Here is a 26,782-nt window from a genome sequence, read left to right on the forward strand (position 1 = left end):
GCGGCCCGGCCGGACGGGTGCGGTGTCTCGCGGGGCGCCGAACGGCCGTCGCGCCTGCGGGAGCACGCGGGCCCGGCGGGCGGGCGGCGTGTCCCGTGGGACGGTCAGACGCCGAGGAGCTCGGCGGCGGCCTGGGCGTTGGCGCGGGCGGCGCCGTAGGTGGCGAGGTAGGCGGCGGCCTTCGGGCGCCAGATCGGCAGGCCCATCTCCACCACCGTGGTGTCGGGGCGGGCGGCCAGCAGCTCGGAGACCACCGACTGGCTGGCCTCGTAGCGGTGGGCGTCCTTGACGACCACGATCAGGGAGCGGCCGCCGGCGCGCTCCAGGATGGCCGCGACGTCGGCGCCCTCCGGCTTGATCCGGATGACCTCGGCCTGGGAGAGCCAGGGGGTGAAGCCCCAGGGCACGTCGCCGACCGCGATGGTCGGCGGGGTGTCGACCTCGACCACCAGGGGGTCGACCAGCGGGGAGGCCGATCCGGTCAGGGTGACCGCGCGCCGGGCGGCGGTCAGGCCGATCACGCTCTCCCCGGCGGAGACCTGCCGGGGCTCGGCGAACCAGGCGCGCAGGCGGGCCACGCGCTCGGCGGCCTCCTCGAGGCGGGAGGCGGACAGGCGGCCGTCCCGGACCGCCTCGACGATGCCGGTGATGATCTCCTGGACGTCGGACTCGGCGGGGATCGGTCCCAGGCACAGCAGGTCGGTGCCGGCCGCCAGGGACAGCACCGCGCCCCCGGCCAGGCCGTAGGAGTCGGTGATCGCCTTCATGTCCAGGGCGTCGGAGACCACGACGCCGTCGTAGCCCAGCTCGCCCCGGAGCAGGCCGGTCAGGGCGGCGGGCGAGAGCGTCGCGGGAAGGTCGCCGGTCAGGGCGGGCACCCGGACGTGCGCGGTCATGACGGACTTCGTGCCGGCCTCGATGGCGGCGCGGAAGGGCACGAGCTCACGCGAGTACAGCAGGTCCATGGTGGCCTCGACGAGCGGGACCTCCAGGTGGGAGTCCTGGCGGGTGGCGCCGTGGCCGGGGAAGTGCTTGACGCAGGCGGCCACGCCCGCGGCCTGCAGGCCGTGCACGGCGGCGACGGTGTGCCGGGCGACGAGCTCGGCGTCGGAGCCGAAGGAGCGGGTGCCGATCACCGGGTTGTCGTCGGCGGTGTTGACGTCGGCGTCGGGGGCCATGTCCAGGTTGACGCCGCAGCGCGCCAGGTCGTCGGCGATGGAGCAGTAGACGTTGCGGGTCAGCTCGACGTCGTCCACGGCGCCCAGGGCGGCGTTGCCGGGGTAGGGGCTGCCCACGTGGTAGGCGAGCCGGGTGACGTCGCCGCCCTCCTCGTCCAGCGAGATGACCGGGTCGCCGGCCGCGCGCAGGCTCGCGGTCAGAGCGGACAGCTGGGCGGGGTCGGCGACGTTGAAGCCGAACAGGGTGACGCCGCCGAGACCGTCCTCCAGCCCTCGCATGACCCAGTCGGGAGCGGTGGTCCCCTGGAAGGCGACGAGAAGCGTGCCGGCCGCCAGGCGGTACAGCCCCCGCTCGCTGGGGCCCGTGATGAGCTCGGACATGGCGCTGCAGCGCTCCTTACCTGTAGGGAATAGGGGAATGCGGGCAGGGCTGGTACGGCCCGCGCCTCGTGAGCGCGGGCCGTACCAGCGCCAGGGGGATCAGCCCTTGACGGCGCCCGCGACGAGGCCGGAGACCATCCGCCGCTGCACCAGGAGGAAGAAGACGACGACCGGGATGGTCATCATCGTGGAGCCGGCCATGATGGCGCCCCAGTCGACACCCCGTTGCCCGAAGAAGAACTGCAGGGCGACGGGCATCGTGTAGCCGGATGACTCCGACATCAGGATCAACGCGAAGATCAGCTCGTTCCACGCGGTGATGAAGGAGAAGATGCTGGTCGCGACCAGCCCGGGGGCCACGAGCGGGAACAGGACCCGCCAGAAGGTCGTGAACCGGCTCGCGCCGTCGATCCAGGCCGCCTCCTCCAGCGACTTGGGCACCGCGGCGACGAACGTGCGCAGCATCCAGACGCCGAAGGGCAGCGTCAGGCCGACGTTGATCACGATCAAGCCGAGCAGGTTGTCGTAGAGACCGAGCCGCCTGACGTTGAGGAAGAGCGGGATGAGCAGGGCCTCGGCCGGGATCATCTGCACGACGAGGAGCAGGATCAGGAAGCTGGTGCGCCCCCGGAACCGGAACCGCGCGATGGCGGTGGCGGCCAGCAGCGCGAAGACCGCGCCGATGAGCACGGTGCCCAGGGCGACGATCGCGCTGTTGCGCATGTAGACCCAGATCGAGTTGCCGGCCACGCCCTCGGTGAGGATCCGCTCGACGTGCTCGAAGGTGATCTCTCTCGGGATGGGGATGAAGTCGGTGGTGAAGATCTGGTCGTTGGTCTTGAGCGCGGTGGAGACCATCCAGTAGACGGGGAAGGTCGCGAACAGGAAGACCAGGACACCGGCGGTGTTGAGAGCCGCCCTGGACAGCCGCTTGCGGGCCAGCGGGCTCATCCCGGAGGAGGAGGGCCGCCGGCGGGACGCCGGTGCGGTCCGGGGGGAGAGCGAGGTCGTCACAGCTCCTCCGTTTTCACGATCTGCCGGATGTAGACGGCGGTGACGATGAGCAGCAGCACCGTCAGGATCACCGCGATCGCCGCGCCGGTGCCCATCTTGGGCGGGCTGCGGAAGGCCTCGGCGAAGGAGAACATCGACAGGTTGAAGGCCTCGCGGTTGGTCGGCCCGTTCATCAGCACGTACAGCTGGCTGAAGACCTTGAAGTTCCAGATGATCGACAGGATCGTCAGGACGGAGAAGACCGGCTTGAGCAGAGGCAGGGTGATCTTCCTGAAGGTCCGCCAGGCACTGGAGCCGTCGACCCGGGCCGCCTCGTACAGCTCCGAGGGGATGCCCTTGAGCCCGGCCAGCACCGAGACCGCGATGAACGGGAACGAGGCCCACACGACGCAGACGATCAGTGCGATGTAGAGGCTGAACGGATCGTTGAGCCAGGGCTCACCGGTCCAGTCCGCGCGGCCGAACAGCATCTCGGAGAACCAGTCGGGGAGCAGGTTGAGTCCCCAGTTGATCATTCCGGCGTCGGCGTCGAAGAGCCAGCGCCAGATGACGCCCTGGGCGACCGGCGGGACCGCCCAGGCGGACATGATGCCGACGATCACGAGTGCGGACATCCGCCTGCTCAGCTTGTTGAGCAGGGTGCCCACCGCGGTGCCCAGGACCAGGGTCAGGGTCACCGTGATGACGGCGAACACCACGGTGTTGCGGAGAGAGGACCAGAAGATCTCGTTGTCGAGGATCTGCGTGTAGTTGTCCCCGCCGACCCAGTCCGCGGGGACGCCGCGGATCTGGCGCAGCCCCACCTTCTGGAACGAGATCACGATCATCTGGATCAGCGGGTAGAGCAGCAGGCCCGCGATGACCAGGAGGCCGGGGACGATCAGGACGTACGGGATCACCCAGGCGGGAAGCCCGCTGGCCTTCGCCTGGCGCCTGGAGCGCTTGGGGGACCGCTCCGGGGTGGGGAGGTTGCCCCCACCCCGGGCGATCGTCGACGTGTTCGTCATCGTTACTGCTGGTTCAGGATCTCTTCGAGTTCCGTGTTGGCCTTGGCCAGGGCCTCGTCAGCGGTGGCCTTGCCCTCGATGACCGAGCGGGCCGCGTTCTGCAGCACGGCCTTGGTCTCGTTGGCCTCGGTCCAGTTGGGGTCGGCCGGGAAGGCCTTGGCCTTGGCGAAGGCCGCCGCGAACGGAGCCTGGGCCGGGTCCTCGCTCAGCTTGGCAAGGGCGTCCGGGTAGACCGGCAGCAGGCCGCCCTCGGTGGCGTAGCGGGTCGCCCACTCCTTGGTGGTGGCCAGCTTCACGAACTCGGTCGCGAGCTCCTTGTTCTTGGCGTCGTTCCAGACGGCGATGTCGTTGCCGCCGAAGAAGGACGCGGCCTCACCGCCGGCCTTGGAGGGCAGCGGGAAGAAGCCGAGCTTGTCGCCCTTGAGCTTGCCCTTGCTGTCCTCCTCGATCCCGGGCAGGTCCCAGCCGGCGGTCAGGTACATGCCGACCTTGTCGTTGGCGAAGCGCCGGCGGATGTCGACCGTGTTCTGGGTCAGACGGGACTTGCCGGACAGGCCCTCGGTCACCAGGCCCGTGTAGGTGGCGAAGCCGGCCTTGAAGGCGGGGTCGGTCACCTTGCCGACCCACTTGTCGCCCTCCTTGACGGCGTAGTCGCCGCCCTCGGTCCAGGCGAGCGCGCCGAGGAGGTGGTTGGCGTCGGAGCCGCCGTTGAAGGCGAAGCCGTCGACGTCCTTGCCCTTCTCCTCCTGGATCTTCTTGGCCGCGGCGACCAACTCGTCCCAGGTCTTCGGAACCTCGATCTTGAGGTCCTCGAACCAGTCCTTGCGGTAGAGGACCGCGCGGGAGCCGCCGCCCCACGGCACGGCGTAGACCTCGTTGTCGATGGTCTCGAGGCCGAGCAGGTTCTTGGGGATCTCCGCCTGCTCGCCGCCGCCGACCACGGCGGTGACCGGGTGCAGGGCGTCCTGGCTCTGCCACAGCGGGACCTGGTCGTTGCCGATCTCGGTGACGTCCGGGCCGGCGCCGCCGGCGGCGGCCGCGGTGAACTTGTCGTTCACCTGGGGCCAGGGGATCCACTCGACCTTGACCTTCGCGCCGGTCTGCTGCTCGAAGGCGGCGACCAGCGCGTCCGTGTACTTCTGGGCGGCCGGGTTGCTGTCCCCGAGACGCCAGACGGTGAGCGTCTCACCAGCGAACTTCGGGCCGGCGGCCGAGGCGTCGGCCTTGGGCGCGGTCTCGGTGGGCTCGCTGGAACCGCAGGCTGCGAGGCCCAGGGCCAGAGCGGCGGTGGTGGCCGTCGTAACGGCGATCCTTGCGATCTTCACTGTGGGGTTCTCCCTTCCCGGCTTTCGTCGGGTTCGCGCTCATCTGTATCGGCTCGGGTCCCCGCGACCCTCTGCACTCACTAGGAGCGGTCGGCGCTATCGCAGTCCCAGGGCTCGATTACTTGCCGCCGGACTGCCTGCGGCTAAACTAACAAGAAACTTTCTTAAAAGAAACGATCGTTAGCGGATCGTGACGGGGGAGGCCGATCGTGCCAAGACGTCCGGGAACGCCCAGGCTGCTGCGCCAGCTCAACGACCGCGCGGCACTGGAGCTCCTGCTGGCCAGCGGCCCGTTGACCCGGGCTGAGCTGGGAGAGCATACCGGCCTGTCCAAGGTCACGGCGGGTCAGCTGCTGTCCCGGCTGGAGGAGCGGGCCCTGGTCTCGGTGGTCGGCGAGCAGGCCGGCGGTCGCGGTCCCAACGCCGCACTTTACGGCGTGGTGCCCTCGTGCGCCTATGTCGCCGGCCTCGACGTACTGCCCGACCGGATCAGCGCGGGGATCGCCGACATCACCGGCGAGCTCGTCGCCGAGGTCTTCGCCGACCCCACCGGTCACGAGGACCCGGTACGGCTGGTGCGCGGCGTCGTAGAGAAGGCCTGCGCGACGGCGGGCATCGGGCTCTCCCGGCTGCGCGCCTTCGTGATCGGCGCCCGGGGCGTCGTCGACCCCCGGACCGGCGACATGCGCTTCTCCTTCGACCTGCCCTCCTGGCACGAGGGGGTGCTGGCCGAGCTCCGCCGGGACCTGGGCATCCCGGTGACGATCGAGAACGACGTGAACCTGGCCGCGCTGGCCGAGCGCTCCCACGGCGCCGCCCGGGGCATGGACGACTTCGTGCTCGTGTGGGCCGGCGTCGGCCAGGGCCTGGGGGTCATGCTCGGCGGGCGCCTGCACCGCGGTTTCACCGGCGGCGCGGGCGAGATCGGCTGGCTGCCGGTCCCCGGCGAGCCGCTGCCGACCGACGTGAGCGAGCCTCAGTCGGGCTCCTTCCAGCGGCTGGTCGGCGGGGACGCCGTCACCGGCCTGGCGGGCTCGTACGGCGTCGCCGGCGAGTCGGTGGGCGATCGGGTCCGTACGGCCGTGGCCACCGGTTCCGAGGGCTTCCTCGACGAGCTCGCCGGGCGGCTGGCGGTCGGCGTGGCGGCGGTGGCCGTGGTCCTGGACCCCGAGCTGATCGTGCTCGGCGGCGACGTCGGCCGGGCCGGCGCCGACGCCCTGGCGACCAGGGTCGAGGAGGCGGTGGCCCGGGTCTGCCCGAGTCAGCCCCGGGTGGTGACCACCGAGGTCGAAGGCGATCCCGTCCTGCGCGGGGCCCTGGTCTCGGCGCTCCAGCGGGCCCGCGAAGAGGTGTTCTCCGACACGGTGTGACAATGGCCTATATGCGGGAAATCGTGTTGATCTCTGACCCCCAAGTCGTCTCGATTCCGATCGAGGAGAACGAAGAGCCACTGATCGACATCCGGGGGCGGCTGCGGGTCGACGACCGGCTGGCCGATCCCGAGGGGGCCTTCGCGCTGCTGCGGCAGGGACTGGTGGAACGGCTGGAGCAGGCGCAGTCGCAGCTCCCGGCCGGCTACCGGCTGCTGGTCGTGGAGGGCTACCGTCCGCTCGCCACGCAGCGGAAGATCTTCGAGGACTACTCGGCGTTCCTGCGGGAGGCGTTCCCCGGGATATCGCCCGACGAGCTGCGTGAGGCGGCCAGCCGGTACGTCTCACCCGTCGAGGTCGCCCCGCACACCGCGGGCGCGGCGGTGGACCTGACCCTGTGCACCGAGGACGGCGCCGAGATCGACATGGGCACGGCCGTCAACGCCACCCCCGAGCAGAGCAACGGCGCCTGTTACACCGCGGCCCCCGGCCTGTCGGCCGAGGCCCGTCACCACCGCAAGCTCATGGGCGCGGCCCTGGAGCACGCGGGCCTGGTGAACTATCCCACCGAGTGGTGGCACTGGTCCTACGGCGACCGCTACTGGGCCATGGTCACCCACGCTCCCGCGGCCCATTACGGTCCCCGGCAGGGGTGATCCCCCCGCCCGCTAGGCGGGGTCGGGGTCGGGCGCGCAGGGGCGCCAGGAGAGGGGCCGGTCGGCGGCCGTGCCGATCAGCCGTCCGGCGTGGGCGGTCAGGACGGTGGTGCCGCCGGCGTCGCACAGGTCCGTCCACGGCTCCGCGGCGGCCAGCGGCAGGCGGGTGCGCACGCGGCCGGCCGCGTCCACGGCGTAGAGGCGGCCGTTGGCGGCGGTGAGGGTCACCACGCCCGGGGCGGTGTCCACCGGTGTCCAGGAGCCGCCGTCGGCGGGCAGGTGCCACAGGGTCTCGCCGGTGGAGGCGAACATCGCCCCGTTGGTCGTGGCCAGGCCGTCCGCGCCGGGGGGCGCCTGGCCGAGCGAGGTCCACGAGCCGTCGGGTTCGCGCAGGACCAGGCGGCCGTCCTCGGTCAGGCCGTACAGGCCGATGGGCCGGACGACGGTCGCTTCGCGGGGCACCGCCAGGGCGATCACCCCGGGGGTGGTCCCCACGTGCCGCCAGCGCAGGTTCTGCCCGGAGACCTCGCGCGCCAGCAGCGAGCCGTCCCGGCCCGCGGCGTACAGCGTCGAGTCCAGGACGGCCAGCGCGCGCGGCGAGTCCGCCGTCCCGATCACCTCCCAGCCGCGGACCGGCGCGGAGAGCCGGTCCAGCACGTTGCGGGTGATCCGGTCCACGGCCGGAGTGTGCAGGGCGTTGCCCCAGTTCACGGTGGCGGCGTTGAACACCGTCCCGGCGCCCAGGCGCATGACGCCCATGGTGGCCATGCCGCCCTGGCCGTACCGGTGCCAGTGGCGCAGGTCGGCGGTGGCCAGGATGACGAAGGACGGGGGAGTGCCGTCGCGGCCGGTGGCCAGCGGGACGCCGTCGACCTCGGTGAAGTCGCACGCGTCGGTCTCGTAGCCGATCGCGCCCTGGCCGAACTTGTCGCCCTCGCCCAGCCCGGTCCCCGCGAACGCCCAGTGCTCGGGGAAGCGCACGACGTAGGACTCGTCGTGCATGCGCTGCATGTACGGTCCCCACGTCCCCGCGCCCCGGCGGAAGCTCACCCCGATCATCGCGTTCTCCGGCCGGTCGACCGGCGAGCCGGACCACTCGACGGTGGTCAGGCCCGGCTCCACCGCGGACAGCGGGTCGGAGACGGCGTCGCGGTGGCAGACCATGGTGCGCCCGCCGTCCTCCAGCCGGAACTGCCACCAGCAGGTGTTGCCGGAGAACACCGCGAGGTTGCCGCCCCGGCGGACGAACTCCTCGACGGCGTCGCGCATGCCCGCCGACCAGTACTCGTCGTGGCCGTTGACCACCAGCAGGCGGTAGCCGGACAGCAGCTCCCCGCCCTCGTGCAGGTCCAGGCCCGAGCAGTAGTCCACCCGGTACCCGGCGGGCCCGAGCCAGCGGATCATGCCCTCCTCCCAGCGCTCCGGCGGCGGGCCGCCGCCCGGCCGGTCGAAGGAGACGCGCGCGGCCCGGGTGGGCTCCTCGCTCCAGTAGAGCGACTCGCCGGGGATCCCGGCCCGGTTGTAGGCCTGCCAGGTCGGGAACGGGATCGACAGCAGGATCGGCGAGCTCGGCCGGGCCGCGCGGACCGCGAAGTACACCTCGCAGCCGTCCTCGCCGGAGTCCTCGCCCGAGGTGAAGACGGCCCGGTAGAGCGAGCTGGCCCACTCGGCGGGGATGTCCAGGTTCCACAGCGGGCCGTCGAACTCCGCGTCGAGCACGCCCCGGCCGGAGGCGACGTCCTCGACGCGCACCAGGCCCTGCAGCGGCGCCCGCGAGGTGTGGGCCAGGTGGAATGCGAGCCGTTCGCCCTGGGCGCGGGAGGTGGACTCGGCGTAGGCGTAGACGGTCATCGCGTCCCCTTCGACGTCGACGTTGAGGCCCGCGGCCGGGGCCTCGGTGACAGGGCCGGTGAGGAGGTCAACCGACGAGCTCCGGCACCTGCCGGAAGGCCGCCGTCACCAGCGCCGACTCCAGGTCGAGCAGATAGCGCTCCATGGCCGGCCGGGGCATGAACCGGGTGTCGGCGGTCACCGAGACTCCCAGCCCGCCGGGCTCGGCGGTCAGGTGCAGGCAGAACCGGCAGTTGAGCCGGTCCTGGCTGAGCGGCCAGGTCAGCGTGGTGTCGTCCAGCGCCCGCCGTACCGTCCGCTCGTCGTGGGAGGCGTCGGCGCGGTCGGTGAAGCGCATGTCGTTGAAGCAGCAGTAGGGATGGACGGCCGTGCCCCGCTCCAGGCTCACCGCCGCCGTCAGCCGGTCGCGGTCGCGGGGGTCGTGGTAGGCGGAGCGGTAGGCGCGCAGCGCGGCCGGCCGGGCCTCCCGCAGCAGCCCGGCGGTGTCCCCGGGGTCCGCGCGGCCGGAGTCGAGGACGAACAGTCCCTCCTGGGAAAGGGTGGTGACCGCGTTCACGGTGTCGCCGCGGAAGCGGTTGCCCACGATCGGCAGCATCGCGCACACCTCGTGCCCGGTCACGCCGGACACCAGCCGGGAGGAGAAGGCCAGCAGCACGGTCGAGGTGCTCGTGGCGTGCAGGGCGGCGATGCGCTGGACGGCCAGGTCCATCGCCCGGGACACCAGCTTGGCCCGCCACACCGGCGGGTCCGCGGCCTCGCCCGAGGGGCGGTCGAACATGGTCGGCGGGATGCGCCGGTACTCGCCCTCCCAGTGCTCGGCGGCGATCTGCGCCACCCGCCGGCCGGGCCCGGACTCCTGCCAGCGGGCCAGGTCCAGCGGCTGCGGCGGGGGCGGGCCGGGTACGGCGCCGCGCATCAGCAGCAGCCGCAGGTCGCGCACGGCGACCTCGGCGCCCAGCCCGTCGGTGGCCAGGTGGCAGAAGGCGAGCACGATGTGGGTCACCTCGCCGCCGTCGACCACCAGCCCGGCCCGCAGCGGCCATTCGGCGGCGTAGTCGAAGGCGGTCGCGGTCAGCTCCTCCAGCAGGCGCTCAGGGTCGCCGGCGGTGACGGTGAGCGGGATCGTGCCGGAGTCCCGCAGCGCCTGGTACGGCTCCGCGCAGTCCAGGATCCGCGTCCCCGAGCCGTCCGCGTCCATCAGGGTCCGCAGCGACTCGTGCCGCTCCACCAGGGCGCCGAGCATCGCGGCGGCCCCCTCCGGGCTCAGCGGCCTGGCCCGTCCGGGCACCGGCAGGATCCGGCCGAAGTTGAAGTAGCGGTCGTCCGGCGCGGTCTTGCGGACGGTGTCCCAGATGGCCCGCTGGCCCCAGGTCAGCGGGGCCGTGCCCGACCGGCCCCCGGAGAAGCGGATCTCCATCACGCCGCCCCGGTGACGTAGCGCTCCAGGGCGTCCAGGTCCTCCAGCACGCCGGCTCCGGCGCGGGAGAGGTCGAACTCGATGCCGAACTCGCTCTCCACCGCGTCGATCAGCCGCATCTGCGCCAGGGAGGTGACCCCCAGCGCGGACAGCGGCACCGTGGCCTCCATCGCCTCCCGGGCGGTGACCGCCCCGTCCGAGGCCGAGGCCACCATCGCGGCCAGTCGTTCCCTAAGCATCGGGCGTTCCCTCCGGGGTGGTCCGGGCCGCGGGCCCTTCGATGCCTCTCGCGCTGAGCGGGCGCAGGTCCGTCCAGACCCGCTCGATGTGGTCCAGGCACTCCTGCCGGTCGCCGGCGGTGCCCTCCGCGCGCCAGCCGGAGGGCAGCTCCCGGTCGGCCGGCCAGATCGAATACTGCTCCTCGTGGTTGACCACGACGAGGTGGCTCATCTCAGCTCCCTGCTTCCATGAGGCGTGCCGCCTCCTCTTCCGACAACTCGGTGATCTCGGCGATCAGCAGCTCCTCCACCGCGGTTGCGAGCCCGGCCACGGTGCTGCGCGCGAACAGCGTGCGGATCGGCACGTCCACCTCGGCGAGCGCGCGGATCCTGGCCACGACCCTGGCGGCGGTCAGCGAGTGGCCGCCCAGGGCGAAGAAGTCGTCGAAGGCGCCGATCCCGGTGACGCCGAGGATCTCGGCGAAGACCTCGGCCACCAGCTCCTCGGCGTCGCTGCGCGGGGGGACGTGCTCGCGGGCCGCGGCGACCGGCTCGGGCAGCGCGGAACGGTCGATCTTCCCGTTGGGCGTCAGCGGCAGCGCGTCCACCGCGGTGAGCACGGCGGGCACCATGTAGCCGGGCAGCTGCCGCTCCAGGTGCTCGCGCACCCGGTCGAGCAGGTCCCGGTGCGCGTCCCCGTCGTTTTCCGTTCCTCCTGCGCCCGGCGTCTCTCCTGCGTCCGGCACGACGTAGGCCACCAGCAGGTCGCCGCGGACCGCCGCGACGGACTGCCGGACGCCCGGGCAGGCGTCCATCACGGCCTCGATCTCGCCCGGCTCGATCCGGTGGCCGCGCAGCTTGACCTGGTTGTCGGTGCGGCCGAGGAACTCCAGCGTCCCGTCGCGCAGCAGCCGTACCCGGTCGCCCGTGCGGTAGCGGCGCGAGCCGTCCGGGCCGGGGACGAAGCGCTCGGCGGTCAGCGCGGGACGGCCCAGGTAGCCGGTGGCCACCCCGGCGCCGCCGATGAGCAGCTCGCCGGGGACCCCGAGGGGGACCGTCTCACCGGAGGCGTCCACGACGTGGACCGTGGTGTTGGCGATCGGGCGGCCGATCACGATCTCCCGGGGATCGGCGGGCACCTCCCAGGCGGTGGACCAGATCGTCGTCTCCGTCGGGCCGTACACGTTGAGCAGGCGTGCCACGCGCGGGCGCAGCTCGCGGGCCAGCGACGCGGGCAGCGGCTCGCCGCCGGTCAGCGCCGTCACCCGGGGCAGGTCCCCGGTCAGCAGCACCCGCCAGCCCGACGGCGTGGCCTGCACGTGGGTGACCCCGCTCTCACGGACCAGCCGGGCCAGGAGCTCCCCGTCCCTGGCCGCCCCGGCATCGGCGATCACCACCCGGCCGCCGGTCACCAGCGGCAGGTACAGCTCCAGCGCGGAGATGTCGAACGACAGCGAGGTCAGGCCCAGCCACGTGTCGCGCGGGGTGGAGCCCACCAGCGAGCGCATCGCCAGCAGGAAGTTGACCAGCGCGCGGTTGGGGACCACCACGCCCTTGGGCCGCCCGGTGGAGCCGGAGGTGTACAGCACGTACGCGGTGTCACCGGGGCGGGGCCGGTCGGGGACGGTGCCGTCCGGGGCGGGGGGCAGGTCGTCGAGCGAGGTCAGCACCAGGGCGGCCGCCGAGTCCTCGAGCACGTAGGCGATGCGGGCCTCGGGATAGTCGGGGTCCACCGGCAGGTAGGCCGCCCCGCTCATCGCCGTGCCCAGCAGGGCGACGAGCATGTCGGCGCCGCGCTCCATCCGGATCGCGACCAGGGATCCGCGGCCCGCGCCCGCCGCGGCCAGCCGGGCGGCGAGGTCCGCGGCCCGGGCGGTCAGCTCCGCGTAGGTCAGCGTGTCCTCGCCGCAGACGACGGCCACCGCGTCCGGGGTGGCCTCGGCCTGCGCCAGCACCATCTCGGCCAGGGTCGTCTCCGGCAGCCCGGCCCCGGTCTCCGCGTTCCAGGCGTCGATCGCGGCCAGCTCCGCCCGCGGCAGCATGCGCAGCGCGCTGACGGGCGTGCCGGGGTCGGCGACGGCCGCGTCGAGCAGCTCCAGGAAGCGCTCGACGAACCCGGCCACGGTCTCGGGGTCGAACAGCTCGGTGCTGTAGATGACCCGGCCGCTCAGGGCGCCGTCCGGCTCGGCGGCCATGTCCACCGACAGGTCGTGGCGCGCGGGGTGCCATCCGTTGGGGAACGGCAGGGCCGTCACCCCGGGCAGCGGGTCGTACTCCTCGCCGTGGGTGTGCAGGGCGAACATCGTCTGGAAGACCGGCGTGCGGCTGAGATCGCGCCGCACGTCGAGCTCGGCGACCAGGCGCTCGAACGGGACGTCCTGCCGGGAGATCGCGTCCAGCACCGAGCGCCGGGTGCGCTGCAGCAGCTCGGTGAAGGACGGGTCGCCGGACAGGTCGCAGCGGATGGGCAGCGTGCTCGACAGGAATCCGATCACGGACTCCAGCTCGACGCGGTTGCGGCCGGCCGACGGGGCGCCCACGCAGAAGTCGTCCTGGCCGGTGTGCCGGGCCAGCAGCACCTGGTAGGCGGCGAACAGCACCATGTACGGCGTGCAGCGCGCCCGGCGGGCGAGATCGGCGATCCCGGCGGCCCGCCCGGGCTCGATCCGGAAGTCGAGCGCGGCCCCGGCCGCGGACCGCTGGGCGGGGCGGGGCCGGTCGGCGGGCAGGTCCAGCGGGGGAACCCCGGCCAGATGCTCGACCCACCAGCGCAGGTCGGTCTCCGTCCAGCGCGCCCGGCGGGCGTGCTCGCCGTACTGGAGCGGCGGGCCGGGCAGGGGCGCGGCGCCGCGGCTGCCGTAGTGGGCGGCCACCTCGGCACGCAGCACGTTGAGCGACCAGCCGTCGCTGTTGATGTGGTGCACGACGACGCACAGGACGTGGTCGTCCGGGGCCAGCTCGATCAGGGAGACCAGGAACGGCGGGGCGGCGGTCAGGTCGAAGGCGGTGTTGGTGAGCCCGGCGACCAGGTCCCGCGCCTCCTGCTCGTCGCGGGCGGTCAGGTGCCGGACGGCCACCGGCGCGGGCGGGCCGACGACCGCCACGGGCTGCCCGTCCGTCTCGCGGAAGCGGGTGCGCAGGCTCTCGTGCCGGGCCGCGACCGCGGTGAACGCGGCGGCCAGAGCGGCCTTGTCAAGGTGACCTTTCAACCTGTAAACGTAGGAGGTGTTGTAGCTCGGATCGGCCGGGTCGAAGCGGTAGAGGAACCAGAGCCGCCGCTGACTGTGCGAGAGGGGATGCTCATGCACGAGGTCGGCGTGCGGTCGGCCGGCAGAGACGGTCTGCGGCTGGGGCACGGGGTCTCCTTCGGCGGGTGCGGGCTCACGTGCGTACGGGCGCAGGAAAATGACGGGCGACAAGGCCCGGGGCGCGCGTATCCGCCCAGCTGAGTGCGCTTCCAGAAAGGCGTCTTTCCGGAAAGAAACCTTTCAGTTGGGTACGGCTCGCCAGTTTTACACCTCCTTCGAGGGTGCGCAAGACCCCGGATGCCCGGGGTGGCGGGGGCTGCCCCGCGTGTTGCCGCAAAGGGCTTGCGCTGCTGTTTCGATCATGTAAGACTGACGCTCGAATCGGAATAGTAAAGATTCTTTCCTGTTGAGGCCGTAGCGACCGCACGCTTTTGGCTCTCATACATCCGATCTTTTGTTGGGAGGTTCACGTGGTGAACCTGACCGTCACCCAATTGCTGAGAGACCGGGCGCTGGCCGACCCCGAGGGGGTCGCGCTGATCGTGCAGGGCTCGGCGCCGCTGACCTACGGCCGGTGGGACGAACGCTCCACCGAGCTGGCGAACGGCCTGGTGGAGCGCGGTGTCGGCCGCGGCGACCGGGTGGGCCTGGTGTTCGGCAACGGGGACTGGGCGGACTACGCGGTGGCGTTCTTCGGGGTGCTCAAGGCGGGGGCGGCGGCCGTACCGCTGTCGGACGCCCTCGCCCCCGCCGACCTGCGGTTCATGCTCGGTCACTGCGGCGCTGTGGGGGTCGTCCACGCCGAGGGGCTGCAGGTGCCCGCGGACGGCTGGACCGTGACACCCGAGGGCCTGCGGGCGGGGGCGCCGGCGCAGACCTCCTATGAGAAGAGCGCCGGGGACGCCGTGACGGACCCTCCCCGGCCGGACGATCTCGCGCAGATCCTCTACACCTCCGGCACCACCGGCCGCCCCAAGGGCGTGGCCGCCACCCACGCCAACCTGGCGTACGGCTGCGGCGCGAAGCGGCGCCCGTTCGCGCACTCCCGGCATCTGGTGCACGCCTTCCCGATCGGCACCAACGCCGGTCAGACGATGCTGATCAACGCGCTCGACGCCCACCCGGCCGTGGTGACCCTGCCGCGCTTCACCCCGGGCCGCTTCGCCGCGCTGATCGAGTCCTACCGGGCCGGGACGGTCTTCCTCGTCCCGGCGATGGCCATCGAACTGCTCAACGCGGGGGTCGCCGGGCGCCACGACCTGTCCAGCGTGCTGCTGCTCGGCTCCGCCGCCGCGCCCCTGCCCGCGCCGGTCGCGGCGGCCCTGACCGAGGCCTTCCCCAACGCGATGATCACCAACTACTACACCTCGACCGAGGCTGCCCCCGCTCAGACGATCATGATGTTCGATCCCGAGCGGCCCGGCAGCGTGGGCCGGGCGGTGGCCGGAGGACGGGTCAGGATCGCCACCCCGCAGGGGGAACCGCTCCCGCAGGGGGAGACGGGCGAGGTCTGGATGCGCTCCCCGGCCGCGCCGCGCTCCTACTACGGCGACCCCGGCAGCGGGACCTTCCGCGACGGCTGGATCCGGATGGGCGACCTGGGCTACCTGGACCCCGACGGATACCTCTATCTCGTCGACCGCGAGAGCGACGTGGTCAAGTCCGGTGCCCACAAGGTCTCCACGATCCACGTCGAGGAGACCGTGTTCGGGCATCCGGACGTGGTCGAGGCGGCCGCGTTCGGGGTGCCGCACCCGGTGATGGGGACCGTCGTGGCCGTGGCCATGGTCGTCCGCGAGGCCGTGACGGCCGAGGAACTGCGCCTGTTCCTGACCGGCCGGCTCGCGCCGCACGAGATGCCGGCCCACGTGGTCACGCTCGACGCGCTGCCCCGCAACGCGGGCGGCAAGGTGGACAAACGGGCCCTGCGCGCCTCTCTGACCGCCCCCGCGGACATGGCCCTGGCTCATGAGTGAGGAGTCCATGAGCGAGGGGTCCATGAGCGGGGAACGGGCCGCCCTGCCGAACCCGCCGCCGGGCCCGGAGGGCGCCGAGGTCACCTTCCTGCAGCAGGGGATGTGGGTGACCGAGCAGACGGGCGCCGCGGGAACCGCCTACCACATGCCGATCCTGGTCCACCTGCGCGGCGAGGCGGACCCCGGCGCTCTGACGGCGGCCTGTTCCGCGGTCGTGGACCGCCACCCGATGCTGGGCTCGGTGGTGGCGGAGGCGGCCGGCGGCCTGCGGCTGGCGCCCGGCGCCCCCGTGCCGGTACGGCGCACGCGGATCCCGGCGGCGGACATCCCGCCCGGGGACGCGGCCACGTCGGGGAACGCGGCCATGGCGGGCGACCCGGACACCTGGCCCGGGGAACTGCGGGAGGAGATCCTCGCGCCGTTCGACATGGAGAAGGGGCCGCTGGCCCGTTTCGCCCTCGCCGAGACCGGCCCCGGGCGGCACACCCTCGTCTTCACCGCCCACCACCTGGTCTTCGACGGCCACTCCAAGGACATCCTGGTCCGCGACCTGGCCGCCCTGCACAACGGTGAGCGGCTCACCTCGCTGCCCGCGCTCGACCACGGCCGGGCCGAGCGCGAGCGGGTCGCCGCCGAGCTGCCGGCGGCCAGGGAGTTCTGGGCGGCCCGGTGGCGGGAGCCGGGTGAGACGACGGTGCTCGGCCGGAAGCTGCGCTCCCGCCGGGCGGCCGAGGGCCGTACCCTCCGCTTCTCCGCCGAGTTCGCGCCCGTCGCCGGTCTGACCCGGTTCGAGACGTTCCTGGCCGCGCTGCACGCCCTGCTGGCCGGGTACGGCAACGCCTCCGTCACCACGGCCGTGGACCTGTCCACCCGGCCCGCCGAGGCCGCCGGGCACATCGGGGTGTTCGTCAACGAGCTGCCCGTCGCCTCGGAACCGGAGCCGGGGGAGAGCTTCCACACCTTCGCCGCGGGCCTGCGGGCCGGGCTGCGGGAGATCTACCGGTTCCGCCGGGTCCCGCTGAGCCGGGCGCTGCCCCGCCTGCGGCCGCACGCCGCGCTGGCCCCCGTCTCGGTCAGCTACCGCACCAGCAGTGTCCCGGACCCGGTCTTCACCGGCCTGGAGTGCGCGGTGGACCGTACCGTCCCCAACGGCCGCGTCCGCGGCGCGCTGCACCTGCAGTGCGTGGACGGGCCGGACGGCCTGGCCGTCGCCCTGCGCCACGACCCCGAGGCGGTGCCCGACGCCGGTCAGGTGGCCGCCGACCTGCGCCTGCTGCTGCGAGGGGCCGCCCGCGACCCCGACCTGCGCCTGCGCGACCTGGCCCGCCGCTGACCGACCCCGCCGACGACCACAGCAGAGCCACCCGAAACGCCACTCGAAACGCCACTCGAAGCGCCATCCGAAGAACCACCGCAAGCCCGCACGATCCTCTGGAGCACGACATGGGTTCCGTCACCACCCTCACCGACCAGATCCGGGAGATCTGGGAGGAGGTCCTGGGCATCTCGCCGATCGACGACCACGACGACGTCTTCGACCTGGGCGGCCACTCCCTGACCATCACGCAGATCATCGTCCGGATGCGCAAGCGCCTGGGCGTCGAGGTCGAGCTGGACGACTTCTTCGACAACCCGACCATCGCCGGAATCGTCAAGCTCCTCGGCGATGACTGAGACGCTCACCCCGGCCCTCGGCCCGGCGACGGGCGGGCCCCCGCTCTCCCGCCTGGCCGACGACGACCTCGAACTCCTGCTGCTGATCCGGCACTTCGAGCTGACGCTGCTCCAGCTGTACGGCAGGGGGGAGCTGAACGGCACCACCCACACCTGCCTGGGCCAGGAGTACGTCCCGGTGGCGCTGCGCCCGCTGCTGGGCCCCGGCGACTTCGTCTTCAGCAACCACCGGGGCCACGGCCACTACCTGGCCCGCTTCGGCGACGCGCACGGGCTCCTGGCGGAGATCATGGGCCGGGAGGGCGCGGTCTGCGGCGGGGTGGGCGGCAGCCAGCACATCCACCGCGACCGCTACCTGTCCACCGGGGTGCAGGGCGAGAGCCTGCCGGTGGCCGCCGGCGTCGCGCTCCACCTGCGCAGGACCGAGCCGGGCGCGCTGGCCTGCGTCCACATCGGCGACGGCACCTGGGGCGAGGGCGCGGTCTACGAGGCGCTGAACATGGCCGCGCTGTGGAGCCTGCCGCTGCTGGTCGTGGTGGAGAACAACGGCATCGCCCAGTCCACGCCCACCGCCGCGCAGATGGCCGGGACCGTCGCCGGGCGGGCGGCGGCGTTCGGCGTCGACCACCACCTGGTCGTCTCCGCCGACGTCAACGAGATCCGCACCGGGCTGGAGCCGCTGGTCGCGCGGGTCAGGGAGGGCCGGCCGCTGGTCGTGGAGTTCGTCACCCACCGCCTCGGCCCGCACAGCAAGGGCGACGACACCCGCCCGCCGGAGGCGATCCGGGCGGCGGAGGAGAACGACTGGTACGCCCGCTACGCCCAGGACCACCCCGAGCACTTCCACCGGTTCGACGGCCCGGCCCGGGCCCTGGTCCAGGGCGTGGCCGACGAGGTCGCCGCCCGCCCGCCGTCGAGGTGGTCGCCGTGCGCGTAGCCGAGAACCTCAACGCCGCCCTGCACGGCCTGCTCGACGACGATCCCACGGCGTACGTGCTGGGCGAGGACGTCCTCGACCCGTACGGCGGCGCCTTCAAGGTCACCAAGGGGCTCTCCACCCGCTTCCCCGACCGGGTGATCACCACGCCGATCAGCGAGGGCGGTCTCACCGGGGTCGCGGCCGGGCTCGCGCTGACCGGCAACACCGCGGTGGCCGAGATCATGTTCGGCGACTTCGCCGCGCTCGCCTTCGACCAGCTGTGCAACTTCGCCGCCAAGTCGGTCTCGATGTACGGCTCCCGCCTGCCGCTGCGCATGATCGTGCGCTGTCCCACCGGCGGCGGCCGGGGCTACGGCCCCACGCACAGCCAGAGCCTGCAGAAGCACTTCGTCGGCATGCCGGGCCTGGCGCTGTACGAGATGTCGCCCTTCCACGACAACCGCGACGTGCTCGCGGCCATGGTGGACCGGGGCGAGCCGTGCCTGTTCTTCGAGGACAAGGTCCTGTACACCAGGCCGATGGGCCAGGCGGACCCGCTGTTCCGGGCGCGCCTCGACGGTGGGCTGGCCGTGGTGGACCCGGTCGTGCCCGAGCTGGCCGCCCGCCCCGACTACGTGATCGTCACGCCGGGAGGGACGGCGCACCGGGCTCTGGAGGCGATGCGGTCGCTACTGGTGGAGGAGGAGATCTCCGGCCGGCTGCTGGTGCCGTCCCGGCTGTACCCGCTGGACGTCGAGGCGCTGCTGCCCCACCTCGGCGGGGTCGTGCTGGTGGCCGAGGAGGGCACCGCCGGCGGCACCTGGGGCGGCGAGGTCGCCCACCTGGTCCACCAGCGGATCTGGGAGCGGCTGCGCGGCCCCGTCCGCCTGGTCCACTCCGCGGCGTCGGTCATCCCCACCGCCGCCCACCTGGAGCGGGAGGTCCTGCTCACCGCGTCCGCGATCCACCACGCCGTACGGGAGGCCCTGCGTGGCTGACGTCCTCGTCCCCAAGCTGAACAACCAGGACACCGAGTATCTGGTCGTGGAGTGGCTCGTCGGCGACGGCCTGCCGGTGCGCGCCGGAGAGCCGGTGGCGGTCCTGGAGACCTCCAAGGCCGCCGACGAGATCGAGGCGGAGGCCTCGGGACGGCTGGTCCACGTCGCGGCCAAGGACGCGTGGATCGCCCCGGGCGCCGTCCTGGCCCGCATCCTCTCCGAGGACGGCACCGTCTCCGCGGATTCCGGGGACTCCGGGGACTCCGGGAACGGCGCCGCTTCCGGGCCCCGTACGGACTCCGGCGCGGCCACCGAGGCCACTGCGGCACCCGGGACGCCCGCCGGTGCGGGCGACTCGGTGATCACAGCCCCGGCCCGCGCCGCGATGCGGGAGCTGGGCGTCTCCGAGGAGCGGGTGCTCGCCCTGGGCCTGCCGCTGGTGCGCCGGGCCGACGTCGAACGCCTCGCCGGAGCGGGCGCCCCCGCGGGCGGCCCGGAGCCGGCGGGTCCGGAGACAGCGGCTCTGGAGACGGCGGGCGCCGGAGCGGGCGACGCGGGGACGGATCACGCGGAGGCCGCCCCTCCGCAGGAGGACGGCACGGCCGGCGGGTACGAGCTGCCGCGCGTGCAGCGGGCCGTGGCCAGGGCCGTGACCCTCTCCCACCGGACGGTCCCGGCCGCCTACACCGTCATGCGCTTCGACGTCGGCCCCGCCCTGGAACGGGCCCGCGAGCTGACCCGCGAGGTGCGCAGGCCCGTCGGCCTGCCCGAGCTGTTCGTGCAGGCGGTGGCCGGGCTGCACGGGCGCTTCCCGCTGCTGTTCGCCTCCGTCGAGGACACCGCCGACGCGACCGGTACAGAGAGGGCGGCCGGCCCCGGCGGGTCGCGGGTCCGGCTCCCGGACGCCCCCCGCGTCGGGGTCACCTTCGACCTGGGCGAGGGACTGTACGTGCCGGTCATCCGTGAGACCGGCTCCCTGCGCGACATCGCCGCCGCGATGATGCGCCACCGGCTGGCCGCCGCCGGGGGCGACTTCCGGGAGAGGGACCTGAGCGGGGCGAACATCACCGTCACCCTGCACACCGACGCCGACGTCGTCCTCGCCGTCCCGATCGTCCTGCCCGGTACGGCCGCCGCCCTCGCGGTGACCTCCCCCCGGCCGGAGCTCACCCTGGCCGCCGACGGGTCGGTGACCACGCGGACCGTCGCCGACATCGGCCTGGCCTACGACCACCGCATCGTCAACGGCCGGGACGCCGCCCTGTTCCTGGCCGCACTCCGCCAGGAGATCCAGTGACCGAGACCACGACACCGCCCGCGCCCGGGGAACTGCCGGCCGGGACCGCGACCGCGCCGCCCGCGACCGCGGACCTGTCGGATGCCAAGCGGGCGCTGCTCGCCCGGCGGCTGCGGCGCCGGGAGGAGACCAGGGCGATCACGCCCCGCCCGCCCGGCACCGCCCCGCCGCTCTCCCACGCCCAGGAGCGCCTGTGGTTCCTGGAGCAGTACCGGCCGGGCATGACCGCCTACACCGTCCCCGCCGTCGTCCGGCTGCGCTGCCCGCTCGACGAGGACGCCCTGCGCCGCGCCCTGGCGGGGGTCGCCGCCCGCCACGAGGCGCTGCGGATGCGGTTCCCGACCACCGAGGACGGCACCGCGGAGCTGGTCGTCGACGAGCCCGGGCCGGTCCGGCTCGACGTCGCCGAGGCGGCGGACGAGGACGCGGCGCTGGAGCTGTTCGACGCGGAGCTGGCCGTACCGTTCGACCTGGAGCGCGGCCCGCTGCTGCGCGCCGTACTGGCCAGGATCGCGCCCGACGACCACATGCTGCTGGTCGCCGCGCACCACGCCGTCGTCGACGGCTGGTCCTACGACATCGTCTTCCGGGAACTGCTCGCCCTGTACGACGGCGAGACCCCGCCGCCCCCGCCGATCGGCTACGGCGACTACGCGATCTGGCAGCGCGGGCGCGACCTGCGCCGCGAGATCGACCACTGGCGCGACCGGCTGGCCGGGCTGCCCGCGATCGAGCTGCCCACCGACCGGCCGCGCCCGGCCGAGCAGGGCTACGACGGCGCCGCGCTCCCCGTCCGCATCGACGCCGATCTCACCCGGCGGCTCACCGAGCTGGGCCGCAGCGTGAACGCCACGCCGTACATGACGCTGCTGGCGGCCTACCAGGTGCTGCTGGCGCGCTACTCGGGACAGACGGACTTCGGGGTCGGCTCGCCGGTGGCCGGGCGCGGCCTGCCCGAGCTGGAGAACGTCGTCGGCATGTTCGTCAACACGCTGGTGCTCCGGGCGGACCTGGACGGCGACCCGCCGTTCACCGCGTTCCTGGAGCGGGTGCGGGAGAGCGCGCTGGACGCCTACGCCCACCAGGAGCTGCCGTTCGACCGCCTGGTCACCGAGCTGAACGTGGTGCGCGACGTCAGCCGCGCCCCGCTGGCCCAGGTCTCCTTCGCCCTGCAGAACTACGCCGACGGCGGCGACGACCCGCGGCTGACCTATCTCCCCCCGCCGGTCAGGACCACCCGCCACGATCTGGCGCTGTACCTGTTCGAGACCCCCGAGGGGCTGACCGGGCACTTCACCTACAACACCGAGCTGTTCGACCGGGAGACCGTGGAACTGCTGGCGGCCCGGTTCGAGACGCTGCTGCGCTCCGTCGTCGCCGCCCCGGACACCCCGGTCGGGCAGCTGTCGATCCTCTCCGGCGACGAGCGGGACCTCGTGCTGCGCCTGGGCTCGGCCGCCGATCCGCAGCCGACCGGCCACCGCCTGCTCGGCGACATCGTGACCGCCCAGGCCGCGCTGACCCCGGACGCGACCGCCGTGGTCTGCGAGCCCGCCCCCGGCGGGGCGCCGGGCGGTTCCCCGGCCCGGCTGACCTACGCCGGGCTGGACCGCCGGACGAAGGCGATCGCCGCGCTGCTGCGCGGGAGGCACGGCGTCGGCCCGGACGTCCGGGTCGGCGTCCTGCTCGACCGCTCCACCGACCTGGCCGCGGCCGTCCTCGGCGTGCTGGCCGCGGGCGGCGCCTACGTCCCGCTCGACCCCAAGCAGCCGCGCGACCGGCTGGCGTACATGCTGCAGGACTCCGGGGCCGTCGCCGTCCTGACCACCGCCGACCAGCGGGACCTCGTCCCGGACGGCTGCCCGGTGGTCTGCCTGGACACCGAGACACTGGAGGAGACCGGGTTCGAGGATCCCGGGACCGCCCCCGGGCACCTGGCGTACGTGATCTACACCTCCGGCACGACCGGGCGGCCCAAGGGCGTCGGCGTCCAGCACCGGCAGGTGCTGAACTACCTGGCAGGGGTCCGCGAGCGCTTCGCCGTCGAGCCGGGGTCGGTCTTCACCCTGCTCCAGTCGCTCTCCTTCGACTTCGGTGTGACGATCTTCTATCTGTCGCTGCTCACCGGGGGCGAGCTGCACCTGCTCGACCCGCAGGCCCCGGTCGAGGACCTCGCCGGGCCGCTGGGCCGTACCGACTACCTGAAGATGACCCCGTCCCACCTCGCCTCGCTCCTCGCCGCCGCGGACCCCCGTGAGCTGCTCCCGCGCAAGCTGCTCATCCTCGGCGGCGAGGCCTCCACCTGGTCGTGGGCCAGGGAACTGGCCGGGCACACGAGCGTGGCCAACCACTACGGGCCCACCGAGGCCACGGTCGGCGTGGCCACCCACGCCGTCACCTCCGCGCCGGAGACCGCGCTGACCCTGCCGGTCGGCGGTCCGCTGCCCGGCGTCCGGCTGTACGTGCTGGACGAGCACCTGCGCCTGGTGCCGCCCGGCATGATCGGCGAGATCTACATCGGCGGCGACCGCCTGGCCCGCGGCTATCTCGGGCAGCCGGGCCTGACCGCCGACCGCTTCCTGCCCGACCCGTACGGCACGCCCGGCTCCCGCATGTACCGCACCGGCGACCTCGGCCGCTGGCTGCCCACCGGGGAGCTGTCCTTCCTGGGCCGCCGCGACCTGCAGGTCAAGGTCCGCGGCTACCGGGTGGAGCTGCCGGAGATCGAGTCGGTCCTGGCCGACCAGGAGGAGATCGCGCAGGCCGTCGTGGAGCTGCGCGGCGACCGGCTGGTCGGCTATCTCGTCGGCGAGCGCGTCCCGGTGGGCGAGCTGCGCGCCAGGCTCGCCGACCGGCTGCCCGAGTACATGATCCCTGGGCGGTTCGTCTGGCTGGACGAGCTGCCCCTGAAGTCGCACGGCAAGGTCGACCGCGCCCGGCTCCCCGAGCCCGGCGACGAGCGCCCCGACGACGCCGGGTTCGCACCGCCCGAGACGCCCCTGGAAGAGGGCGTCGCGCAGGTGTGGGCCGAGGTGCTCGGGCTGGCCCGGGTCGGCGTGCTGGACGACTTCTTCGACCTGGGCGGACATTCGCTGCTCGCCGCACAGGTGGTCGCCCGCCTGCGGAGGATCATCCCCGCGGGCGGGCGCCAGGTCAGCATCCTCGACCTGTTCAAGCACCGGACCGTCCGCGAGCTGGCCCGGCTCGCCGAGACCGCCGCCGACGGACCGCGCCCGCTCCTGCACCGCCTCACCCCGCCCCGCCCCGCCACGACGCTGGCCGGGACCCTGGTCTGCGTGCCGTACAACGGCGGCAGCGCGGCCATCTACCAGCCGCTGGCCGACGAGCTCCCGCAGGACTGGGCGCTGCACGCGGTGGCGGTCCCCGGCCAGGAGCTGGGCCTGTCCGAGGAGACCCGGCCGGTCGCCGAGGTCGCCGAGGGCTGCGTGGCGGAGATCCTGGCCGGTGTCCGCGGCCCGGTCGTGCTGTACGGCCACTGCGGGCTGGGCGTCATGCTCACCGTGGAGATCGCGCGCCGCCTGGAGGCCGCCGGACGGGCCGTCGAGGCCGTCTACCTCGGCGGGATCTTCCCCTTCGCCCGGCCGTCCTCCCTGCTGGGCAGGGTCGCCGACCTGCTCGACCGGTTCCGCAGCGACCAGGCGTGGGCCAACGCGCTGCGCGCGGCCGGGCTCGACATCGACGAGCTCAGCCGCGAGGAGCTCGCGATGATGATCGAGAACCGGCGGGAGGGCACCCGGGAGACCGAGCGCTACTTCACCCGGCTGCTGGCCGAGGGGGTCGAACCGCTCCGGGCGCCGATCGTCTCGGTCGTGGGCGAGCGCGACCCGGCGACGGAGTTCTACCAGGAGCGCTACCGCGAGTGGCACCTGCTGACCGGTTCCGCGTCACTGGTCGTCCTGGACGAGGCGGGGCACTTCTTCCTGAAGTACCGGGCGGCGGAACTGGCCGACATTATCACCGGCGCGCACCACGCCGTCGCCTCCGGCGAGACCGGGTCGCTGCGCCGTACGGAGCGGTCGACCTGGTGGCTGGAGGGCGTCTCCCACCGGCCCCCGGGCGCCGCGGACTCCCCGGACGCCTCGGATCCGGCGGCCTCCACGGATGCCCCGGGCTCCTCGGGCGCTCCGGCCTCGGCGGGCACCCCCGGCACGATCCGGCCCCTCCCCTCCGGGACGGAGGCCTCCGGCGGGCCGGCGCCGAGCATGAAGCGCTTCGGGGCGGTGGCCGCCGGGCAGCTGGTGTCGATCATCGGATCGTCGCTCACCGAGTTCGCGGTTCCGCTGTGGATCTACGTCACCACCGGCTCGCTCGCGAACTTCGCGCTGTTCTCGGTCCTGGCCCTGCTGCCCGGCCTGCTGGTCTCCCCGCTGGCCGGAGCGCTGGTCGACCGCTACGACCGGCGCCGCGTCATGCTGGCCGGGGACGTCGGCGCGTTCGGCACCCAGCTCGGCCTCGGCGTCCTGCTGTGGACGGGCAACCTGCAGGTGTGGCACATCTATCCGCTGCTGGTCGTGCTCTCGGTCTCGCTGACCTTCCAGCGTCTGGCCTACAACTCCGCGATCCCGCAGCTGGTCCCCAAACGCTTCCTCGGTCATGCCAACGGTGTGGTCCAGATGGTCACCGGGACGGCGCAGCTGGTCGTCCCGCTGGCCGCCGTCGGCCTGATGGCGGTCATCGGCCTGGAGGGCATCCTCATCCTGGACGTCGTCTCCTACGTGTTCGCGATCACGGTCCTGCTCCTGGTCCGCTTCCCGAAGACGATGGCGGCCAGGCGCCGCGAGTCGCTGGTCGCCGAGATGGTCGAGGGCTGGAAGTTCTCCTGGGGCAACCGGTGGTTCCGCGCGATGCTGATCTTCTTCCTGGTGCTGAACGTCTTCCTGTCCCCGCTGTTCCTGCTCATCTCGCCGCTCGTGCTGGGCTTCAGCACCCTGGCCGACGTGGGCCGCGTCTCGTTCTTCGGCGGGCTCGGCGTCTTCCTCGGCGGTCTGGTGATCACCGTCTGGGGTGGCCCGCGCCGCCTGCGGATGCGCGGCGTGCTGCTGACCACCCTGGCTCTGGCCCTCTTCTGCCTGGTCACCGGGGTGCGGGAGGACCTGGTGGTGATCGCGGTGGGCGCGTTCGGCATGTCGTTCTGGCTGGCCGTGCTCAACGGCGTCTACGCCACGATCGTGCAGGTCAAGGTGCCGCAGCGGTTCCACGGCCGGGTCATGGCGCTGAACCAGCTCATCGCCCTGTCGGCGCTGCCGGTCGGCTTCGGCCTGGTCGCGCCGTACGGCAGCGCCCTGTTCGAGCCGCTGCTGCTGCCCGGCGGGCCGCTGGCCGGCACCGTCGGCGCGGTGATCGGCGTCGGCGAGGGGCGCGGCGTCGGCCTGATGTACGTGCTGTTCGCGGTCGCGATCGCGGTCATCGCGCTGGTCGCGATGCGGACCCGGACCCTGTCCCGCTTCGACACGGAGATGCCGGACGCCGTCCCGGACGACCTGGTCGGCCTGCGGGCCGTACAGGAGCGCGCCGACGCGGAGGACGCGGAACCCGTCGCGAAGGTGATCATGCTCCGGAGGTGACGACCTCGGCCGCCGCCCCGCGCGGGGACAGGGCGGCGGCCGGGCGCAGCGCCAGCAGCAGTCCCAGCACGGCGTAGGAGCCCAGCAGCCAGGCGGCGCTCACATAGACGCCCACCCCCATCCCGATCGTGTTCTTCACCGGGATCATGATGAGCAGCCAGGCCCCGCAGGCCAGCGGATACCAGCGCAGCGGGCCGCGCCACCGGCCCGCCGCGGCCACGGCGACGCCCATGATCAGAGTGCACAGGTTGGCCAGCGGCCAGCACACGTCCGTCACGACCAGCCAACCTGTCAGCTCGTCGTGGGAGCGGTAGCCGAAGGAGGCGATGTTGTACACCAGCGCCCCCACCAGCAGGACGAACTGCACGATCGGGATCACCCGGCCCCCGGCGGCGGCCCGGGTCGCCATGATCGTCCAGGTGAGCGCGGCGACGCCCAGCAGGTAGAGGATCCCGGTGACGGTCCCGAAGTGATCGATGCGCGTCTGGATGGTCTCGCCCGCCATGATCGTCCCCGCCGCCCAGGCGACCGCTCCGACGGACAGCGCCACCCCCGCGAGGCGTATCCGCGTCAGCGGCTTCTCCGTGGTGCGTTCTTCCATGGCGGTTCCCTTCGTGGTCGGTCTCCGTCGCTCTCGTCGTCCGGAGGAGACCAGCGTCGGCGCGGCG

At 73.2% G+C, this 26,782-nt stretch carries 19 protein-coding genes; 9 read left to right on the top strand and 10 right to left on the bottom strand.

Going from position 1 to position 26,782, the window contains the following annotated elements; all coding sequences use genetic code 11:
* Nucleotides 1-104: 104 nt before the first annotated feature.
* The 4 genes from Psi01_RS13180 to Psi01_RS13195 all read right to left on the bottom strand — a co-directional run bounded on the left by Psi01_RS13180 (nt 105) and on the right by Psi01_RS13195 (nt 4,905).
* Nucleotides 105-1,559: a glycoside hydrolase family 3 protein gene (locus Psi01_RS13180; protein ID WP_204064281.1), complete on the bottom strand. Its 1,455-nt coding sequence runs from the start codon at nt 1,557-1,559 to the stop codon at nt 105-107.
* Between the two features lie 99 nt (nt 1,560-1,658).
* Entirely contained in the window at nt 1,659-2,510 is an 852-nt protein-coding gene (locus Psi01_RS13185; protein ID WP_204064357.1) for a carbohydrate ABC transporter permease, read from the bottom strand.
* Nucleotides 2,511-2,569: 59 nt separating this feature from the next.
* The gene (locus Psi01_RS13190) at nt 2,570-3,580 is read right to left on the bottom strand and encodes a carbohydrate ABC transporter permease (RefSeq protein ID WP_204064282.1); all 1,011 of its coding nucleotides are present in this window, start codon (nt 3,578-3,580) and stop codon (nt 2,570-2,572) included.
* A 2-nt stretch (nt 3,581-3,582) separates the two neighbouring features.
* Nucleotides 3,583-4,905 carry an extracellular solute-binding protein gene (locus tag Psi01_RS13195; RefSeq protein WP_204064283.1) on the bottom strand — a complete coding sequence of 441 codons (1,323 nt, stop codon included), beginning with the start codon at nt 4,903-4,905 and terminating at the stop codon, nt 3,583-3,585.
* 209 nt (nt 4,906-5,114) lie between these two features.
* Here Psi01_RS13195 and Psi01_RS13200 point away from each other — a divergent pair, with 209 nt between their 5' ends.
* Nucleotides 5,115-6,275, top strand: coding sequence for an ROK family transcriptional regulator (locus tag Psi01_RS13200; protein WP_204064284.1), 1,161 nt, complete (start codon nt 5,115-5,117; stop codon nt 6,273-6,275).
* Between the two features lie 23 nt (nt 6,276-6,298).
* Nucleotides 6,299-6,931 (top strand): M15 family metallopeptidase, encoded by a 633-nt coding sequence (locus Psi01_RS13205; protein WP_239127582.1) that lies wholly within the window; start codon nt 6,299-6,301, stop codon nt 6,929-6,931.
* Nucleotides 6,932-6,943: 12 nt separating this feature from the next.
* Here Psi01_RS13205 and Psi01_RS13210 read toward each other — a convergent pair whose 3' ends face one another.
* The 5 genes from Psi01_RS13210 to Psi01_RS13230 all read right to left on the bottom strand — a co-directional run bounded on the left by Psi01_RS13210 (nt 6,944) and on the right by Psi01_RS13230 (nt 13,773).
* On the bottom strand, nt 6,944-8,782 hold the full coding sequence (locus Psi01_RS13210) for a N,N-dimethylformamidase beta subunit family domain-containing protein (RefSeq protein WP_204064286.1): 1,839 nt from the start codon (nt 8,780-8,782) through the stop codon (nt 6,944-6,946).
* 67 nt (nt 8,783-8,849) lie between these two features.
* Nucleotides 8,850-10,199, bottom strand: coding sequence for a condensation domain-containing protein (locus Psi01_RS13215; RefSeq protein ID WP_239127612.1), 1,350 nt, complete (start codon nt 10,197-10,199; stop codon nt 8,850-8,852).
* Nucleotides 10,199-10,438 (bottom strand): acyl carrier protein, encoded by a 240-nt coding sequence (locus tag Psi01_RS13220; RefSeq protein ID WP_204064288.1) that lies wholly within the window; start codon nt 10,436-10,438, stop codon nt 10,199-10,201. Before Psi01_RS13220 ends, Psi01_RS13215 begins: the two co-directional genes overlap by 1 nt.
* Nucleotides 10,431-10,649, bottom strand: a complete 219-nt coding sequence (locus Psi01_RS13225) for an MbtH family protein (RefSeq protein WP_204064289.1) — start codon at nt 10,647-10,649, stop codon at nt 10,431-10,433. Before Psi01_RS13225 ends, Psi01_RS13220 begins: the two co-directional genes overlap by 8 nt.
* 1 nt (nt 10,650) lies before the next feature.
* A complete protein-coding gene (locus Psi01_RS13230; RefSeq protein ID WP_204064290.1) occupies nt 10,651-13,773 on the bottom strand; it encodes a non-ribosomal peptide synthetase in 3,123 nt (1,040 codons plus the stop codon).
* Between the two features lie 362 nt (nt 13,774-14,135).
* Between Psi01_RS13230 and Psi01_RS13235 the strand changes: the two genes are divergently transcribed.
* The 7 genes from Psi01_RS13235 to Psi01_RS13265 all read left to right on the top strand — a co-directional run bounded on the left by Psi01_RS13235 (nt 14,136) and on the right by Psi01_RS13265 (nt 26,114).
* Nucleotides 14,136-15,641, top strand: coding sequence for a class I adenylate-forming enzyme family protein (locus tag Psi01_RS13235; RefSeq protein ID WP_204064291.1), 1,506 nt, complete (start codon nt 14,136-14,138; stop codon nt 15,639-15,641).
* 7 nt (nt 15,642-15,648) lie between these two features.
* Nucleotides 15,649-16,974 (top strand): condensation domain-containing protein, encoded by a 1,326-nt coding sequence (locus Psi01_RS13240; protein ID WP_204064292.1) that lies wholly within the window; start codon nt 15,649-15,651, stop codon nt 16,972-16,974.
* 110 nt (nt 16,975-17,084) lie between these two features.
* On the top strand, nt 17,085-17,315 hold the full coding sequence (locus Psi01_RS13245; protein ID WP_203873131.1) for a phosphopantetheine-binding protein: 231 nt from the start codon (nt 17,085-17,087) through the stop codon (nt 17,313-17,315).
* A complete protein-coding gene (locus Psi01_RS13250) occupies nt 17,308-18,252 on the top strand; it encodes a thiamine pyrophosphate-dependent dehydrogenase E1 component subunit alpha (RefSeq protein ID WP_204064293.1) in 945 nt (314 codons plus the stop codon). Before Psi01_RS13245 ends, Psi01_RS13250 begins: the two co-directional genes overlap by 8 nt.
* Nucleotides 18,243-19,232, top strand: a complete 990-nt coding sequence (locus Psi01_RS13255; RefSeq protein WP_204064294.1) for an alpha-ketoacid dehydrogenase subunit beta — start codon at nt 18,243-18,245, stop codon at nt 19,230-19,232. The genes Psi01_RS13250 and Psi01_RS13255 overlap by 10 nt, the downstream gene beginning before the upstream one ends.
* Nucleotides 19,225-20,529, top strand: a complete 1,305-nt coding sequence (locus Psi01_RS13260; RefSeq protein WP_204064295.1) for a 2-oxo acid dehydrogenase subunit E2 — start codon at nt 19,225-19,227, stop codon at nt 20,527-20,529. Before Psi01_RS13255 ends, Psi01_RS13260 begins: the two co-directional genes overlap by 8 nt.
* Nucleotides 20,526-26,114, top strand: a complete 5,589-nt coding sequence (locus Psi01_RS13265) for a non-ribosomal peptide synthetase/MFS transporter (RefSeq protein WP_239127584.1) — start codon at nt 20,526-20,528, stop codon at nt 26,112-26,114. The genes Psi01_RS13260 and Psi01_RS13265 overlap by 4 nt, the downstream gene beginning before the upstream one ends.
* Here Psi01_RS13265 and Psi01_RS13270 read toward each other — a convergent pair.
* Nucleotides 26,098-26,715 (bottom strand): hypothetical protein, encoded by a 618-nt coding sequence (locus tag Psi01_RS13270; protein WP_204064296.1) that lies wholly within the window; start codon nt 26,713-26,715, stop codon nt 26,098-26,100. The genes Psi01_RS13265 and Psi01_RS13270 overlap by 17 nt on opposite strands.
* Nucleotides 26,716-26,782: the final 67 nt, after the last annotated feature.

Origin of the sequence: Paraplanobispora siamensis (assembly GCF_016863175.1) — a bacterium.
GTDB classification, from domain to species: domain Bacteria; phylum Actinomycetota; class Actinomycetes; order Streptosporangiales; family Streptosporangiaceae; genus Planobispora; species Planobispora siamensis.

Coding starts and splice junctions, on each gene's coding strand:
- Psi01_RS13180 (WP_204064281.1), bottom strand. CDS start 1,559: ATGTCCGAGCTCATCACGGGCCCCAGCGAGCGGGGGCTGTACCGCCTG.
- Psi01_RS13185 (WP_204064357.1), bottom strand. CDS start 2,510: ATGAGCCCGCTGGCCCGCAAGCGGCTGTCCAGGGCGGCTCTCAACACC.
- Psi01_RS13190 (WP_204064282.1), bottom strand. CDS start 3,580: ATGACGAACACGTCGACGATCGCCCGGGGTGGGGGCAACCTCCCCACC.
- Psi01_RS13210 (WP_204064286.1), bottom strand. CDS start 8,782: ATGACCGTCTACGCCTACGCCGAGTCCACCTCCCGCGCCCAGGGCGAA.
- Psi01_RS13215 (WP_239127612.1), bottom strand. CDS start 10,199: ATGGAGATCCGCTTCTCCGGGGGCCGGTCGGGCACGGCCCCGCTGACC.
- Psi01_RS13220 (WP_204064288.1), bottom strand. CDS start 10,438: ATGCTTAGGGAACGACTGGCCGCGATGGTGGCCTCGGCCTCGGACGGG.
- Psi01_RS13225 (WP_204064289.1), bottom strand. CDS start 10,649: ATGAGCCACCTCGTCGTGGTCAACCACGAGGAGCAGTATTCGATCTGG.
- Psi01_RS13240 (WP_204064292.1), top strand. CDS start 15,649: ATGAGCGAGGGGTCCATGAGCGGGGAACGGGCCGCCCTGCCGAACCCG.
- Psi01_RS13245 (WP_203873131.1), top strand. CDS start 17,085: ATGGGTTCCGTCACCACCCTCACCGACCAGATCCGGGAGATCTGGGAG.
- Psi01_RS13250 (WP_204064293.1), top strand. CDS start 17,308: ATGACTGAGACGCTCACCCCGGCCCTCGGCCCGGCGACGGGCGGGCCC.
- Psi01_RS13270 (WP_204064296.1), bottom strand. CDS start 26,715: ATGGAAGAACGCACCACGGAGAAGCCGCTGACGCGGATACGCCTCGCG.